General features: G+C 65.8%; 18 protein-coding genes. 4 read left to right on the top strand and 14 right to left on the bottom strand.

All coding sequences use genetic code 11. The features are described 5' to 3' along the window. Window positions 1–21: 21 nt before the first annotated feature. Entirely contained in the window at window positions 22–681 is a 660-nt protein-coding gene (locus tag METLW3_RS0107880; RefSeq protein WP_024879407.1) for a TetR/AcrR family transcriptional regulator, read from the bottom strand. A gap of 50 nt (window positions 682–731) precedes the next feature. Between METLW3_RS0107880 and METLW3_RS0107875 the strand changes: the two genes are divergently transcribed. After that, window positions 732–962 (top strand): DUF4287 domain-containing protein, encoded by a 231-nt coding sequence (locus METLW3_RS0107875; protein WP_024879406.1) that lies wholly within the window; start codon window positions 732–734, stop codon window positions 960–962. A 53-nt stretch (window positions 963–1,015) separates the two neighbouring features. Further along, window positions 1,016–1,420 (top strand): DoxX family protein, encoded by a 405-nt coding sequence (locus METLW3_RS0107870; protein WP_024879405.1) that lies wholly within the window; start codon window positions 1,016–1,018, stop codon window positions 1,418–1,420. 45 nt (window positions 1,421–1,465) lie between these two features. Here METLW3_RS0107870 and METLW3_RS0107865 read toward each other — a convergent pair whose 3' ends face one another. The 4 genes from METLW3_RS0107865 to METLW3_RS0107845 all read right to left on the bottom strand — a co-directional run bounded on the left by METLW3_RS0107865 (window position 1,466) and on the right by METLW3_RS0107845 (window position 3,253). Continuing rightward, a complete protein-coding gene (locus METLW3_RS0107865; protein ID WP_036308750.1) occupies window positions 1,466–1,987 on the bottom strand; it encodes a GNAT family N-acetyltransferase in 522 nt (173 codons plus the stop codon). Beyond that, window positions 1,984–2,262 (bottom strand): DUF1778 domain-containing protein, encoded by a 279-nt coding sequence (locus METLW3_RS0107860; protein ID WP_024879403.1) that lies wholly within the window; start codon window positions 2,260–2,262, stop codon window positions 1,984–1,986. Before METLW3_RS0107860 ends, METLW3_RS0107865 begins: the two co-directional genes overlap by 4 nt. 204 nt (window positions 2,263–2,466) lie before the next feature. Then, window positions 2,467–2,832, bottom strand: a complete 366-nt coding sequence (locus METLW3_RS0107850; protein WP_024879402.1) for a tRNA-binding protein — start codon at window positions 2,830–2,832, stop codon at window positions 2,467–2,469. A gap of 115 nt (window positions 2,833–2,947) precedes the next feature. Further along, window positions 2,948–3,253, bottom strand: a complete 306-nt coding sequence (locus METLW3_RS0107845) for a hypothetical protein (RefSeq protein WP_024879401.1) — start codon at window positions 3,251–3,253, stop codon at window positions 2,948–2,950. A 363-nt stretch (window positions 3,254–3,616) separates the two neighbouring features. On the opposite strand from METLW3_RS0107845, the gene METLW3_RS0107835 reads away from it, so the two are divergent. Continuing rightward, window positions 3,617–4,156, top strand: a complete 540-nt coding sequence (locus tag METLW3_RS0107835) for a histidine phosphatase family protein (protein ID WP_348625811.1) — start codon at window positions 3,617–3,619, stop codon at window positions 4,154–4,156. 715 nt (window positions 4,157–4,871) lie between these two features. After that, window positions 4,872–6,377, top strand: a complete 1,506-nt coding sequence (locus tag METLW3_RS0107815) for a YcjX family protein (protein ID WP_024879399.1) — start codon at window positions 4,872–4,874, stop codon at window positions 6,375–6,377. Window positions 6,378–6,408: 31 nt separating this feature from the next. On the opposite strand, the gene METLW3_RS25325 is transcribed toward METLW3_RS0107815, so the two are convergent. The 9 genes from METLW3_RS25325 to nrdR all read right to left on the bottom strand — a co-directional run bounded on the left by METLW3_RS25325 (window position 6,409) and on the right by nrdR (window position 14,190). After that, window positions 6,409–6,780, bottom strand: a complete 372-nt coding sequence (locus METLW3_RS25325) for a type II toxin-antitoxin system death-on-curing family toxin (protein WP_036308748.1) — start codon at window positions 6,778–6,780, stop codon at window positions 6,409–6,411. Beyond that, the gene (locus tag METLW3_RS0107805) at window positions 6,777–7,004 is read right to left on the bottom strand and encodes a hypothetical protein (protein WP_024879398.1); all 228 of its coding nucleotides are present in this window, start codon (window positions 7,002–7,004) and stop codon (window positions 6,777–6,779) included. Before METLW3_RS0107805 ends, METLW3_RS25325 begins: the two co-directional genes overlap by 4 nt. Before the next feature lie 126 nt (window positions 7,005–7,130). Further along, window positions 7,131–9,314 carry a sodium-translocating pyrophosphatase gene (locus METLW3_RS0107800; RefSeq protein ID WP_024879397.1) on the bottom strand — a complete coding sequence of 728 codons (2,184 nt, stop codon included), beginning with the start codon at window positions 9,312–9,314 and terminating at the stop codon, window positions 7,131–7,133. A 202-nt stretch (window positions 9,315–9,516) separates the two neighbouring features. After that, entirely contained in the window at window positions 9,517–10,500 is a 984-nt protein-coding gene (thiL, locus tag METLW3_RS0107795) for a thiamine-phosphate kinase (RefSeq protein ID WP_024879396.1), read from the bottom strand. A 152-nt stretch (window positions 10,501–10,652) separates the two neighbouring features. Continuing rightward, a complete protein-coding gene (gene nusB, locus METLW3_RS0107790; RefSeq protein ID WP_024879395.1) occupies window positions 10,653–11,111 on the bottom strand; it encodes a transcription antitermination factor NusB in 459 nt (152 codons plus the stop codon). Next, entirely contained in the window at window positions 11,108–11,608 is a 501-nt protein-coding gene (gene ribH, locus METLW3_RS0107785; protein WP_024879394.1) for a 6,7-dimethyl-8-ribityllumazine synthase, read from the bottom strand. The genes nusB and ribH overlap by 4 nt, the downstream gene beginning before the upstream one ends. 329 nt (window positions 11,609–11,937) lie before the next feature. After that, the gene (locus tag METLW3_RS0107775; RefSeq protein WP_024879393.1) at window positions 11,938–12,543 is read right to left on the bottom strand and encodes a riboflavin synthase; all 606 of its coding nucleotides are present in this window, start codon (window positions 12,541–12,543) and stop codon (window positions 11,938–11,940) included. 1 nt (window position 12,544) lies between these two features. Then, on the bottom strand, window positions 12,545–13,684 hold the full coding sequence (ribD, locus tag METLW3_RS0107770; protein WP_024879392.1) for a bifunctional diaminohydroxyphosphoribosylaminopyrimidine deaminase/5-amino-6-(5-phosphoribosylamino)uracil reductase RibD: 1,140 nt from the start codon (window positions 13,682–13,684) through the stop codon (window positions 12,545–12,547). Continuing rightward, window positions 13,681–14,190 carry a transcriptional regulator NrdR gene (gene nrdR / locus METLW3_RS0107765; protein ID WP_024879391.1) on the bottom strand — a complete coding sequence of 170 codons (510 nt, stop codon included), beginning with the start codon at window positions 14,188–14,190 and terminating at the stop codon, window positions 13,681–13,683. Before nrdR ends, ribD begins: the two co-directional genes overlap by 4 nt. Between the last annotated feature and the right edge of the window lie 79 nt (window positions 14,191–14,269).

Below are 14,269 nucleotides of genomic sequence, written 5' to 3'. Positions count from 1 at the left end.
CGAAATAGGCGGCCTCGCAATTCAATCCCGCGAGGACGCCCATTCTCGTCCCGCCGCGTCATCCACCAGCGCGCGCACCAGCGTTTCGGACAGCCATTGCTGATACCGATCCGGCGTCCAGCCGCCCTCATGCACGAGCATTCGATAGATCTCGCGGCTCGTGTACATCCAGAGAATGCGCCGCGCCTCGTCCAATCGGAGCCCCTCCCGCTGCTTCGCTTTCGCGAAGAGGTGATCGACGCGCTTTTCCTGCATCTCGAATCGGGTCGTCTCGAATTCTTGCTCCATCTTGCGAAGCGCGGGTGAAAAAGCCGAAACGCCGCGAAATAGACCGAGCTCGGCGCTTTCGCTCTCGTAAATGGCGCGCGCCACATGCGCCGTCAGCGCGATCAAACTGACAGGGTCGGTCACTCCTTCGAGCAGGGCGAGCGCGTCCTGAAATTTCTGCCCGAAAAGGGACGCGCGCATGAGGGCGCGAAGAATGCCCTCCTTGGATTTGAACAGCGCATAAACGGTCGCCGCGGCGACGCCCGCTGTTTCGGCGATCCGGGCGATCGTCACCCCGTCTATGCCCTGATTCGTGAACAGCTCCTTCGCAGCGTCGAGAACGCGAGTCTTCGTCGCCTCGGCGGATCGGCTCCGAAGCGCTGATGCATATCGCCGCTTGCCACTCGCCGCCATTTTAGATACATCTCACTATATTCAATATGTGCATCTCCAAGAGATCGCCCATGACGTTCCAAGCCTATCTCGACAACATCAAAGCGAAGACGGGCAAGGACGCCGACGACTTCAGGAAGCTCGCCGAGGAGAAGGGCTTCACGCGACGAGGAACGGTCGAGAAAGGCGTCAAGGCCGGCGAGATCGTCAAGTGGCTCAAAGAGGATTTCGGGCTCGGTCACGGCCACGCCATGGCAATTTACGCTGTGCTCAAGGGCGGGAAACCACAGCTCCCCGAATAGCGGCGCATATCGAAAGCAACGACTCTGCGAGCCTCGAAGGAAGGAAGGCGCATATGACACGATCGGACACGGCCGCGACTGGAAACTGGATGCGATGGACCGGCTATGGCCTCACCGGACTGGTGGGCCTGTTCATGCTGATGGACGTGGCCATGAAGCTCGCGCAGCTTCCCATCGTGTTGGAAACGACGGCGCAGCTCGGCTGGCCGACGGCGACCGTCGTCCCGCTCGGGCTCGTCTTGCTGATAAGCACAGCGTTATACGCGATGCCGAGAACCTCCATTCTCGGGGCCATATTGCTCACCGCATATCTCGGCGGCGCCGTCGCGACACATATGCGTATCGGCAGCCCGCTTTTCAGCCACACGCTGTTCGGCGTCTATGTGGGCATAGCGCTCTGGGGCGCTCTCTATTTGAGGAGCGATCGCCTACGGAGCTTGATCCCCATCAGCCGATAGAGGCGAGAAAATGCGAGCCTGAAGGCTCGCGCTCGCTTCACAGTTTCAAGAACGCCCAGCGAAACTCGCCCGCAGATCCGCCATGCGAATAATCATCGCGCGGCGCGGATCATAGGGCAGCTCGCAAAACCCCCATCGCGCGTAGAAGCTCCGCGCCTTGTCGTCGAGCGGATGCGTGACGAGGCCGGCGCCGCCGATGATCTCGGAAACGCGCAAGGCTGTCTCGAAAGCAAAGAAGAGAAGGTCGGCGGCGTATCCCCTTCCCTGACAAGCTTTGTCCACAGCGAGCTGTCCGAGCAGTAGGACGGGCACGGGGTCGGGGCGATTGCGTTGCTGCGGCTTCGGCAGATAGGCGCGCTCGATCTGCGCCGCGCTCATCGCCACATAGGCGACAATGAGGCCCGTGTCGCCGGCCGTCATCACATTGACGCGCGACACGTCATTGAGGTGGTTGATCCACGCGCGGCGGCGAAACCAGTCATTGAGGGACGCTCGCCCGCAATCGAACTGGCTGCGGTCGTCGCTTTCCCGGAGCGGCCGCGGCGGCGACGGCGCCGCGATCTTCATTTTTTCCAAGAGGGCGTTCGGCGCGCCAATGCTGAAAGCGCAGCTATCGGCTCGGCGGGACGTTCCAGCCACGCCTCGAACGCCTCCCAATCTTTCGCCGGTATGGCGACGACGCCACGCTCGAGCACTTCGGCCTCCGCCGCCTCCACGGCTTTGCGACGCATGAATTCGCTCAACGTCATGCGCGACTGAGCCGCCGCCTCCTCGAGCAGCGCGCGCTCATCGGGCGAGACCCGGACGCTCAGGACGGAGGTTGCGGTGGATTGCTCTTTCATGCGTATGACAATAGCATACAGACTCGAAATTTCAATTCGAGGGGAGCGGGACGACGGTTCCGCCGCGACGATGTCGGAACAAGAACCACCGACGATTCGAGAGCGGATATTCGCCTGGAACGGCTGGCTGGAGACATTCGAGTCTCTGGTGGATCTGTTCGGTTGGTTCAACGTCTTCAAATAAAGCGGCGAGCCGCCGCCCCCTCAATACAACCGCGCTCCATTCGGCACGGCCCGCTCCGGCGCGACCAGCACCACATCGCCATTTTCGTCCGGAAAGCCGAGCGTCAGCACCTCGGACATGAATTTGCCGATCTGCCGCGGCGGGAAATTCACCACCGCCGCCACCTGACGCCCGACCAGCGTCGAAACATCGTAATGCGCCGTGATCTGCGCGCTGGAGCGCTTCACGCCGAGGCCAGGGCCGAAATCGATCTCGAGCTTATAGGCGGGCTTGCGCGCCTCGGGAAAGGCATGGGCGGCGACGATCGTGCCGATGCGAATGTCGACGGCCAAAAAATGCGTGAAATCGATCCGTTCGGCCGCAGGCGCGGCGAGGTCGGAGCTCATGCGTAAAAATCCGTGGCGCGGCTGCGCGCCGCTTTTCGTCGAGAAGCCGCACGAGGCGGCCTCTCGACAAAGAATACTCGCCGCCGGCCCACGCTCGCGGCGGGCCGGCGCCGTCTCAGTGCGCGGCCCAGTCGTCGCGCGTCGGCAGCACGTCACGCTGCGTCTTCATCTCGACCCAGGCGAAGGCTCCGTCCGGATCAGCGACGGCGATGCTGTTCTCGATGATGAGCTTGTCACACAGCATCACGCAGATGGCGTCGATCGGCGCGCTGGTGTCGTTCTCCTCGGTCATGCGATCGATGGAGATCTCGCCCTCTTCCTCGCCCTCGACGAGGTGCATGATGAACACCTCCTCGTGCCCGGCGACGCCATGCGCGTTGACCCTGAAAGTTTCGCCACGATATTGGAATTCGCGGATCATGCGTTCCCTTCCCCCAGTTCCCACGGCGCGAGCGCCGCCAATCGACAAAGTCCGCCGCGCGCAAGAGATTTCCGTCCTCGGGCGCGCGGAACGGCGGCTGGCCGCCATTGGGGAAATTGCTATAGCGCAACCGAGGCGCTTCGAAAACCTCGCGCGCGAGCGGATCAGCGCGGCATTTCGCTCGCGGGACCGGCGGGCGGCGCCACGCATATGGGCGCGCCGCGTCGCGAAACTTTCGCTATGATCGGCAAAGAGTGATTTCCGGCCGGACAGGCTCCGGCGCGCCTGCGGGCGCCTTTTACGAAAAAATGTCGCTCGGGGCGCTTCCGCTCCGGGCCGCCGTCTAGCGATCGGGCCGAAAGAATGATGCGACGTCTCATCCTGCTGCGCCACGCCAAAGCCGACGCCCATTCCGCGGGAGGCGACCGCCAGCGCCCGCTGACGAAGCGCGGCGAGGAGGACGCCCGCTCCGTCGGCCGCTATCTGGCCGAGGCCGGGCTGGCGCCGGATCTCGCCGTCGCCTCCGACGCGCGTCGGGCCAAACGGACGCTGGATCTGACGCTCGAGGCCTTCCCCAAGGAGGTCGAGCGCCGGCTGGACGACGAATTCTATCTCGCGACGCCCGATCGGCTGCTGGACGCCGTGCGTCAGACGCCGGCAGAAATATCCACTCTGCTCGCCATCGGGCATAATCCCGGCTTTGCCGAGCTCGCCTCGGCCCTCGCCTCCGATGGCGAGCCGGAGGCGCTCACCCGCATGCGCTCCAAATATCCGACCGCGGCGCTGGCGGTGCTGGATTTCGACGCCGAGGATTGGGCGATGGTCGGCGAAGGCGCCGGCCACCTCGAGCGATTCGTGACTCCGGGCGATCTGCGCGGCGGAATCGCCGACGAGCCGGACTGAAGCGCGGCCTCCCGCGATCTTCGGCTGATCGGCTCGCGCGGCGTGGCCGCCTTCCTTCCCCCCCACGAGCAGCACGAGCGGGGAGAAGGAGGATGGGCCGTATCACTCATCGCCGCCGTGGACGCCGGGCGGATCGGGCTGCGGATTGAAGGCCTGCGCGCCAGCGGCGCTGAAGACGAAGCCCGCGATCAGGCCCAGGGTCAGGAAAAGCTTCTTCATTGGGGTTTGCTCCGAAATTTCGTGACTGTTCGAAAAAATATCGCCGCCGCTCTCACTCGTCGCCGCCGTGGACGCCGGGCGGATCGGGCTGCGGATTGAAGGCCTGCGCGCCGGCGGCGCTGAAGACGAAGCCCGCGATCAGGCCGAGGGTCAGGAAAAGCTTCTTCATTGGGATTTGCTCCGAAATTTCGTGACTGTTCGAAAAAATATCGCCGCTGCTCTCACTCGTCGCCGCCATGAACGCCGGGCGGATCGGGCTGCGGATTGAAGGCCTGCGCGCCAGCGGCGCTGAAGACGAAGCCCGCGATCAGGCCCAGGGTCAGGAAAAGCTTCTTCATTGGGGTTTGCTCCGTTTTGTGTTTCGCGTCGTTTGCGATGTGTGGAGATTAGCCGCCGCTCTCCCTGGCGTTTGTGCGCTGGCGAACATTGCGCGCCCTACCCAAATCGCCGGCCGCTTGTTACACGAAGGGCGACCCCGCACGCCCGAGCCGCCACCTTGTCGCAGATTTCCGATCTTCTCTTCGACACCACCGTCGCCGCCGCCAGCCTCAAGGACTTTCTGGCGGGCGGGCGCTTGCGGCTCGGCGTCACCGGCCTGTCGCGCTCCGGCAAGACGGTGTTCATCACCTCGCTGGTGCATCATCTGACGCGCGCCGTCGCCGCGCGCGACGCCGCGCATGGCCGCAAGAATCAGCTTCCCGTCTTCCGCGTCGCCGCCGAGAATCGCCTGCGCAGCGCCCATCTCGATCCACAGCCGGACGACGCCGTGCCGCGCTTCTCCTATGAGGAGCATCTTTCCGCGCTGACCGGCGCCGATCGCCATTGGCCGCAATCGACTCGGCGTATCTCCGAGCTGCGCGTCACGCTGGAATATGACCGCAAATCCGCCGGGCTGCTGTCGAGCTTCCGCCCCGGTCCGGCGCGGCTGGACATAGACATCGTCGATTATCCCGGCGAATGGCTGCTCGACCTGCCGCTCCTGGAAAAATCCTATGCGCAATGGTCGCGCGAGACGCTGGAGGCCGCCTCCGCGGCGGCGCGCGCGACCATCGCCGCCGATTGGCGCGGCGCGACGGCGGGCGTCGAGCCGCAGGAGCCCGCCTCCGAGGATGTGACGCGCAAGCTCGCGGCGCTATTCACCAATTATCTGCGCTCCGCCAAGACGGAGCGCTTCGCCCTCTCGACCTTGCCGCCGGGGCGCTTTCTGATGCCGGGCGAGCTCGAGGGCTCGCCGGCGCTGACCTTCGCGCCGCTGCCGGTGGAGGAAGGCTCGGCGCCTCCGTCCGGGAGCCTCGCGGCGATGATGGAGCGCCGCTACGAGGCCTATAAGACCCATGTGGTGCGGCCCTTCTTCCGCGATCATTTCGCCCGGCTCGATCGGCAGATCGTGCTGGTGGACGCGCTCGCGGCGCTGAACTCCGGCCCCGCCGCCGTGCGCGATCTGGAGACCGCGCTCGCCGATGTGCTGACCGCCTTTCGCACCGGCCGCTCCAATCTGCTCTCGACGATCTTCCGCCCGAAGATCGACCGCATCCTCTTCGCGGCCACCAAGGCCGATCATCTCCACCATACGAGCCATGATCGGCTCGAGGCCGTGCTGCGGCATCTCACCTCGCGCGCGATCGAGCGGGCCGAGGGCGTCGGCGCGACCATAGACGTGATCGCGCTCGCCGCCGTGCGCGCGACGCGCGAGGCCATCGTCAAGCATGACGGGGAATCGCTCGCCGCCATCGTCGGCACGCCGATCGAGGGCGAGCGCATCGGCGACGACGTTTTCGACGGCGTGGCGGAGGGCGCGATCTTCCCCGGCGAATTGCCGGCCGATCCGCGCCATGTCTTCCGCGGCGACGCGCTGGCGCTGGCCGAGGAGGACGCCGATTTCCGCTTTTTGAAGTTCCGCCCGCCGATCGCCTCCCTCGGCCGCGACAAGGAGCCCCTGCCCTTGCCGCATATCCGGCTGGATCGGGCGATGGAGTTTTTGTTCGGAGATCGGCTGGGGTGAGGGCCGGCAGACCAATATGGGCGCGCGACGATCAATGGGCCGTATTGCTTCTCAGCCATTGGTCGAGAGCATCGAAACGAAAGGCGTCGGCTTCGTAGAGACGAGACAGAAAGGTCCATGTCTCGTCGGCGTCAGCGGTCAGCCGAACGCCATTCATCGCCAGGAAAGTGAACATTACGGCAAATGCCGTGCGCTTGTTGCCATCCACGAAGGCATGATTTTGCGACATGCTTTCCCACAGCGCCGCGGCCTGAGCGATCAAGTCCGAATAATATCCCGACTGCGGTCGGAACAGCGCCGCCTCGAGTTGCCCGAGGTCGCGAACGCCGTGGGCGCCGCCGTATCGCGCTATCTGGTGATAGTGGATCGCCAGCACCTCGACCACGGTCGGAAAATCCGTCACTTGGCCAGTTTCTCATAGAGCGATCCGAAACGCTCGAGACTGGACTCGTAGGCGGACATGACATGCGGCCGCGGTCGCGACTTGTCATGCTTTTCGACATAGGCGCCGAGCGCATCCTCGACGATCGACTGAAGCTGCCGCCCCTCTTCCTTGGCGATCTTTCGGATCGCCGCCAACATGTCGCGATCCACCTGTGTGGCGAATTTCTCTCGAACGACGGCCATCGCGCTCTCCCTCGAAAGCAAATATCGGCCCCTATCAAGAAACGTCAAGATAAATCAAGAACCGAAACCAAAACGAAAAAGGCGGGGTCTCCCCCGCCTCTTCGCATCATCGTTTCGCTGATCCGCTCACCGCGCCAAAATCGCCAGCAGCAGCAGCGCCACGATATTGGTAATCTTGATGGCCGGATTCACGGCCGGGCCGGCGGTGTCCTTATAGGGGTCGCCGACCGTGTCGCCGGTCACCGAGGCTTTGTGCGCGTCGCCGCCCTTGTAATGGGTGACGCCGTCCTTATCGACAAAGCCGTCTTCGAAGCTCTTCTTGGCGTTGTCCCAGGCGCCGCCGCCGGAGGTCATCGACACGGCGACGAAGAGGCCGTTGACGATGACGCCGAGCAGCGCCGCGCCCAGCGCCGCAAAGCCATTGGCTTTAGAGCCGGAGATGATGGTCACGCCGAAATAGACGACGATCGGCGCCAGCACCGGCAGCAGCGAAGGGATGATCATCTCCTTGATCGCCGCCTGCGTCAGCAGATCTACCGCGCGGCCATAGTCGGGCCGCTGCGAGCCGTCCATTATGCCGGGCTTCTCCTTGAACTGCCGGCGCACCTCCTCCACCACGGAGCCCGCCGCGCGGCCGACCGCCGTCATGGCGATGCCGCCGAAGAGATAGGGGATGAGGCCGCCGAGGATGAGGCCGGCGACGACATAAGGGTTGGCGAGATCGAAATCGACCTTGCCGATATCCTTGAAGTAAGGAACGCCAGTCTCGGTGAAATGCCGCAGATCATTGGAATAGGCGGCGAACAGCACCAGAGCGCCGAGGCCCGCCGAGCCGATGGCGTAGCCCTTGGTGACGGCCTTGGTGGTGTTGCCGACCGCGTCCAGCGCGTCGGTATTGTGGCGCACTTCCTTGGGCAGGCCGGCCATTTCCGCAATGCCGCCAGCGTTGTCAGTGACGGGGCCGAAGGCGTCGAGCGCAACGATGATGCCGGCGAGGCCGAGCATGGTCGTCACCGCAATGGCGACGCCATAGAGGCCGCCGGCCTGGAAGGCGAAGATGATGCCGAGCGCGATGACGATCGCCGGCGCCGCCGTCGCTTCCAGCGAGACGGCGAGGCCCTGAATGACATTCGTGCCATGGCCCGTCACCGAGGCCTGGGCGATCGACACCACGGGACGCTTGCCCGTGCCGGTGTAATATTCGGTGATGTAGACGATGAGGCCCGTCACCAGCAGGCCGATGAGGCCGGCGAAGAACAGGCCATAGCCATGGATCGCCTCGCCATTGGCCTTGCCGATCTCGCCCCAGCCGACCGTGAAAGTGGTGGCGAGGAAGAGGCCGCCGATCGACAGCACGCCGGCGGCGATGAGGCCCTTGTAGAGAGCGCCCATGATCGTGTCCGGCACGCCGATCTTTTCGAACAGCGGTCCGGCGATCTTGCCGAGCTCGGAATCATCGGCGCCGAGCTTCACGAAATAGGTGCCGGCGATGGAGGTGACGATGGAAAGGCCGCCGATCGCCAGCGGATAGACCATGGCCGAATAGAGCCCCGCCTGTCCGGCGAAGAAGATCGACGCCAGAACCATGGTCGCGACAATGGTTACGACATAGGTCTCGAAGAGATCGGCCGCCATGCCGGCGCAATCGCCGACATTGTCGCCGACATTATCGGCGATGGTGGCGGGATTGCGCGGATCATCCTCCGGAATGCCGACCTCGACCTTGCCGACGAGATCGGCGCCGACATCGGCGCCCTTGGTGAAGATGCCGCCGCCCAGACGCGCGAAGATGGAGATCAGCGAGCCGCCGAAGCCGAGCGCGACCAGCGCATCCACGACGGTGCGGTCGGAAGGCGCATAGCCCGCGAAAACGGTGAGGATGAAGTAATAGATCGCGACGCCGAGCAGAGCGAGGCCGGCGACCAGAAGGCCGGTGATCGCGCCCGCCTTGAAGGCGATGTCGAGGCCGCCGGCGAGCGAGATGGTCGCCGCCTGCGCGGTGCGGACATTGGCGCGCACGGAGACATTCATGCCGATGAAGCCGGCCGCGCCCGAGAGCACCGCGCCGATGAGGAAGCCGAAGGCCACCGCCCAGCCGAGCAGAATGACGAGCAGCACGAAGATGACGCCGCCGACATAGGCGATCGTCGTATATTGGCGTTTCAGATAGGCCTGCGCGCCCTCCGCGACGGCGCCGGATATTTCCTGCATGCGTGCAGAGCCGGCGTCCGCCTTCTCGAGTTCTTGCCAAGTCTTGACGCCATAGGCGACAGACAATAGTCCGAAGACGATGCTGAGAAACAATACCATGACGATTGCGCCCTCTCCGTTCCTCGGCCGCGCGCGCTGATTTGTTCTCGTGGCCCGCGCTTGCGGCAATTTTCGTCCCGGCGACAACGATATTCCGACCACAGTCGAATCGTACGGCTGCGGCGCCGGGGAATAGCGCGTCAGTCATGCCAGAAACGCCGGTTTTCGGCAATGGCGGCAAAGGTCGCGCGCCGCCGCGCGGTTAGAAGTGACTGAAGGATAGACGACTGAATTTTAAAATAGTTCCAGATGAATTGTAGAATTGTGGCGGCTCGGCGCCGGCTGTGACGACGCCGATCTCGGCGAAGGCGACCCCCGCCTCCCCCGCCGCGAGCGTCAGCGCGCTGGCGGCGTCGGTGGAGGCGCAGCAGAGGATCTCGTAATCGTCCCCGCCCGTGACCGCGCGAGAGAGCAGCTCCGGCTCCAGCGCGATCGCCTCGCGCGCGGCCGCCGAGAGCGGAACCTTGGCGACCTCCACCTGCGCGCTCGCCCCGCTCGCACGAAGCAGCTTGGCGAGATCGCCGACGAGACCGTCGGAGACATCCATGGCGGCGCTGGCGTGATCGCGCAGCGCCGCGATCAGCGGCAGGCGCGGCTGCGGCAGTCGATAGCGCTCGAGCAACGTCGCCCGCGCCCCATGCCCCAGCCGCGAGGCGAAAGCCTCGCCGCGCGCGACGCCGAGGCCGAGAGCCGCGTCGCCTATGGTTCCGGAAACGAAAATGCGATCCCCCGGCCGCGCGCCCGCACGCGAGACGAAGCGCGTCGCGCGCCCGAAGGCGGTGATGGAGATGGTCAGAGGTCCGGGCGTGGCCGTCGTGTCGCCGCCGAGCAGCGGACAGGCGAAGGCCTGCGCATCCTCGGCGAGGCCGGCGGCGAAGCTGCGCGCCCAATCATTGGTCCAATCGGGCGGCAGCGCCAGAGTGAGCAGGAAGCCCACAGGCTCCGCCGCCTTGGCCGCGAGATCGGAGAGGTTTACGCGCAAGGCCTTTTTGGCGACGAGGCCGGGCGGATCGTCGGGGAAGAAATGCACGCCGGCGACCAGCGCATCGGTGGTGACGACGATCTCCTGCGCCCCACGCAGCGGCAGCAGAGCCGCGTCGTCGCGCAGGCCGAAGGCGCCCTCCCCCGCAAGCGGCGCGAAGATTTCGGCGATCAGCTCGTCCTCGCTGAAGCGGCGCTCTGTCATCGCTTCCTCCTCGCCCGAGACATCGCCGACTTCCTTCTCCCCGCATTGCGGGGAGAAGGTGAGGATGAGGGGCACGGGGCGTTTTCCGTTTCTGGCTCACGCCCCGAGCCCCTCACCCCGGCCCTCTCCCCGCGAGCGGGGAGAGGGAGAGATCACTTCTCGGCGAAATGCTCCGGCCGCGCCTGTCGCGCCAGGCGATCCAGCACGGCGTTGATCATGCCCGACTCGGTCGCGCCGAAGAAGGCGCCGGCGACGTCCACATATTCCTTGATGACCACTTTGACAGGTATGTCGCGCCGAAACCCCAGCTCATAGCCGCCGGCGCGCAAAATCGCGCGCATCACCGATTCGATGCGCTGCAACGGCCAGCCGCCCTGCAGAGCGCCATCGAGCGCGCGGTCGATAGTCTCCTGATTGTCGAGCACGCCCTTTACAATGTCGCGGAAGAACTGCAGCTCGGCCGGCTTATATTGGACGCCCTCGATCTCGCGGCCGATCCAATGCGACTCGAATTCGGCATAGATCTCGTTCAGTCCCTTGCCGGCGACCTCCATCTGATAGAGCGCCTGCACGATGGCGAGCCTTGCCGCCGACCTCTCCTCGACGCTCACGAGCGGCCCCCGAGCTTGCGCTTCAAGCGCACCAGAGCGAGCGCCGCCAGCGCGGCGTCGCCGCCCTTGTCGGCCCCGCCCTGCTTGGGATCGGCGCGCACGGTCGCCTGCACCTCATTGTCCACGGTCAGGACGCCATTGCCGAGCGGCAGGCGCCGCGAGACGGAGAGATCGGTGAGCGCGCGGGCGCTCTCATTGGCGACGATCTCGAAATGATAGGTGTCGCCGCGAATGACGCAGCCGAGCGCCACCACGCCCTCATATGGCGCGCCGGCGGCCTCCGCCGCGTCCAGCGCTATCGCCGCGCCGGCCGCCAGCTCGAGCGCGCCGGGGACGGTGATGGTGGTGACGTCGCAGCCGAGCTCTTCCAGCGCATGGACGGCGCCCTCGTGCAGAAGCTCGACGATATCTTCGTTGAAATGCGATTCGACGACGAGAATGCGCGCGCCTTCGACAGGCGCGAGATCATCGTCATCGGCGCGGTAAGACCCTGCCATTCACGACTCCATGGGCGGAGGGGCGCACCCCTCCCTCACCCTCGCCCGCTCTGCGGGAGAGGGATGCGGCGAGCGTCCCGCGACCTCTCTATGAAGTGCGCAACCTGCTCCCTCTCCCGCGAAACGGGGGAGGGCTGGGAGGTGGCGCGCGACGCTCTATGAAACGAAGCGGCGATGGATACACATTTTTTCGGGGAAAGCCTACAGCTCGTGAGCGGCTCCCGTCATCGCGAGCGCAGCGAAGCGATCCAGAATCGCGAGGCGGCTCCCATCGAAGACTCCGCCCGCGACTCTGGATTGCTTCGCCTACGGCTCGCAATGACGGCGCCCTAATTCCCCGCTTCCGCCAGCCGGGCGGCGTATCTCGCCATCAGATCGACCTCGAGGTTGAGGCGGTCCCCTGCCCTGTAGCCGCCCCAGGTCGTCACCGCGAGCGTATGCGGGATGATGAGAACGGAGAATCGGTCGCCCTCCACCGCATTCACGGTGAGCGAGGTTCCGTCCAGCGCCACAGAGCCCTTCTCGGCGATGAAGCGGGCATATTCATGCGGCGCCTCGATAGAGAAGCGCGACATGCCGTCGAAATCATCGCGCGAGACGATCGTCGCCACCCCGTCGACATGGCCGGTGACGATATGGCCGCCCAATTCGTCGCCGATCTTCAGCGAGCGCTCGAGATTTATGCGGCGGCCGACGACCCATTCGTCGGCCGTGGTGCGCGCCAAAGTCTCGGCCGCGGCGTCCACCTCGAACACGGTGCGGGCGCCCTCGCGGCGCAGGCCCACCGCCGTCAGGCAAGGGCCGGAGCAGGCGATGGAGGCCCCGAGGGCGATGCTCTCCAGCGGATAGGCGCAGGCGATGGCGATGCGGCGCAATTCGCCGCGCGTCTCCACGAAGAGAATTTCGCCGACGTCGGTGACGAGGCCCGTGAACATTTCAGCCGATCCTCTCGTAGCGTGTCATGCGATCGACGCCGAGCATGGACGTATCGGCGAGACGATAGCGGCTCTCATCCTCGAGAATGGCGCGCGCCGTCGCGGTGAGCGCGAGCCGGCCCTGACGGCCCAGCGGCCTCAGCCCGGTATGAAGGACGACATCATCGGCGAGCGCGGCGACGAGCAGGCTCTCGGCGACGCGCGGGCCGCCCTCGCTGAAGACGCGCGTGATGCCGCGCCGCGCCAGCTCGCCCAGCGCCTCGCGCAGAGCGAGACGGCCGGCGGCGTCCACGCCGGCGCGCGTGACCTCAATTCCGGTAGCGGCGGCGAAATCCTGCGCCTCGGCCTCGGCGACGCCCTCCCCGACGATGACGAGAGTCGGCGTCTCGCGCGCTGTGGCGGCGAGGCGGGAGCTGCGCGACAGGCGCAGCCGCGCGTCCAGCACCACGCGCAGCGGCTTGAAGGCCTCGAGGCCGGGAAGGCGCACGGTGAGCAGCGGATCATCGACCGAGGCGGTGCCATAGCCGATCATGATCGCGCTGTGCAGCGCGCGCTCGATATGGGTGACGCTATCGGCGAGCGCGCCGGTAATGAAGAGGCGCGGGTCGTGCTCGGCCCCGGCGGCGTAGCCATCCGCCGTCTGAGCGAGCTTGAGAGTGACCATGGGCCGGCCCTGCGTCACCCGCAATATATGGCCGAGATGATCGGCGCGGGCCTGCGCGGCGCGCACGCCGGTCGTCACCTCCACGCCGGCCTCGCGCAGCCGGGCGTGGCCGCGGCCGGCGACGCGATCGTCCGGGTCCTCGAGCGCGGAGACGACGCGGGCGATTCCAGCGGCGATGATCGTGTCCACGCAAGGCGGCGTCGCGCCGTGATGGGAGCACGGCTCCAGCGTGGCGTAGAGCGTCGCCCCGCGCGCCGCCTCGCCGGCGGCGGCCACGGCGACCGCCTCGGCGTGCGGGCGCCCGCCCAGCGCCGTATAGCCGCGCGCGATGACGACGCCGTCCTTGACGATGATCGCGCCGACGGCGGGATTAGGCCCGGTGCGGCCGAGATTGCGCCGGCCGATCGCCAGCGCCGCCGCCATGAAGGCGTCGTCTATGATGGTCTGAGACTCGGATTGCGGCTTCGTCGCGGTCATCTCCCGCCCGGCGCGGTTTCGGGGTCCACCACCGTATCCGCGCGCTGCTCGCCCTCGCTATGCGACAATTCGTCGATCAGCGCATGGAAATCGCCGACCTCGCGAAAATCGCGATAAACGGAGGCGAAACGCACATAGGCCACGTCATCGAGCGTTTTGAGGCCCTGAATCACCAATTCGCCGATCTGCGTGCTCTCGATCTCCGTATCGCCGGAGCTCTCGAGCTGGCGCACGACGCCATTGACCATGCGCTCGACGCGCTCGGGATCGATGGGCCGCTTGCGCAGCGCGATTTCCAGCGAGCGCATCAGCTTGTCGCGATCGAAAGGCACGCGGCGGCCCGATTTCTTCACCACGATCAGCTCGCGCAGCTGCACGCGCTCGAAAGTGGTGAAACGGCCGCCGCAGCCGGGACAGACGCGCCGACGCCGGATCGAGGAGGAATCCTCGGCCGGCCGGGAGTCTTTCACCTGCGTGTCGGGCGAGCCGCAATAGGGACAGCGCATGGACTCACCTTACCGCCGATGCTGCTCCCTCTCCCCGTCGTGGGAAGAGGGACTCGGGGCGTAGTTCCCCAGCGGGAAA

This window comes from Methylosinus sp. LW3, from assembly GCF_000527115.1.
Classification (GTDB): Bacteria; Pseudomonadota; Alphaproteobacteria; order Rhizobiales; family Beijerinckiaceae; genus Methylosinus.
Note: the sequence above shows the minus strand (reverse complement) of the source record. Positions and strands in the feature narration are given on the sequence as shown.

Coding starts and splice junctions, on each gene's coding strand:
- METLW3_RS0107845 (WP_024879401.1), bottom strand. CDS start 3,253: ATGATCCGCGAATTCCAATATCGTGGCGAAACTTTCAGGGTCAACGCG.
- ribD (WP_024879392.1), bottom strand. CDS start 13,684: ATGACCGCGACGAAGCCGCAATCCGAGTCTCAGACCATCATAGACGAC.
- METLW3_RS0107865 (WP_036308750.1), bottom strand. CDS start 1,987: ATGAAGATCGCGGCGCCGTCGCCGCCGCGGCCGCTCCGGGAAAGCGAC.
- METLW3_RS0107860 (WP_024879403.1), bottom strand. CDS start 2,262: ATGAAAGAGCAATCCACCGCAACCTCCGTCCTGAGCGTCCGGGTCTCG.
- METLW3_RS0107800 (WP_024879397.1), bottom strand. CDS start 9,314: ATGGTATTGTTTCTCAGCATCGTCTTCGGACTATTGTCTGTCGCCTAT.
- METLW3_RS0107835 (WP_348625811.1), top strand. CDS start 3,617: ATGATGCGACGTCTCATCCTGCTGCGCCACGCCAAAGCCGACGCCCAT.
- METLW3_RS0107850 (WP_024879402.1), bottom strand. CDS start 2,832: ATGAGCTCCGACCTCGCCGCGCCTGCGGCCGAACGGATCGATTTCACG.
- thiL (WP_024879396.1), bottom strand. CDS start 10,500: ATGACAGAGCGCCGCTTCAGCGAGGACGAGCTGATCGCCGAAATCTTC.
- nrdR (WP_024879391.1), bottom strand. CDS start 14,190: ATGCGCTGTCCCTATTGCGGCTCGCCCGACACGCAGGTGAAAGACTCC.
- METLW3_RS0107870 (WP_024879405.1), top strand. CDS start 1,016: ATGACACGATCGGACACGGCCGCGACTGGAAACTGGATGCGATGGACC.
- ribH (WP_024879394.1), bottom strand. CDS start 11,608: ATGGCAGGGTCTTACCGCGCCGATGACGATGATCTCGCGCCTGTCGAA.
- METLW3_RS0107775 (WP_024879393.1), bottom strand. CDS start 12,543: ATGTTCACGGGCCTCGTCACCGACGTCGGCGAAATTCTCTTCGTGGAG.
- METLW3_RS0107875 (WP_024879406.1), top strand. CDS start 732: ATGACGTTCCAAGCCTATCTCGACAACATCAAAGCGAAGACGGGCAAG.
- METLW3_RS0107805 (WP_024879398.1), bottom strand. CDS start 7,004: ATGGCCGTCGTTCGAGAGAAATTCGCCACACAGGTGGATCGCGACATG.
- METLW3_RS0107880 (WP_024879407.1), bottom strand. CDS start 681: ATGGCGGCGAGTGGCAAGCGGCGATATGCATCAGCGCTTCGGAGCCGA.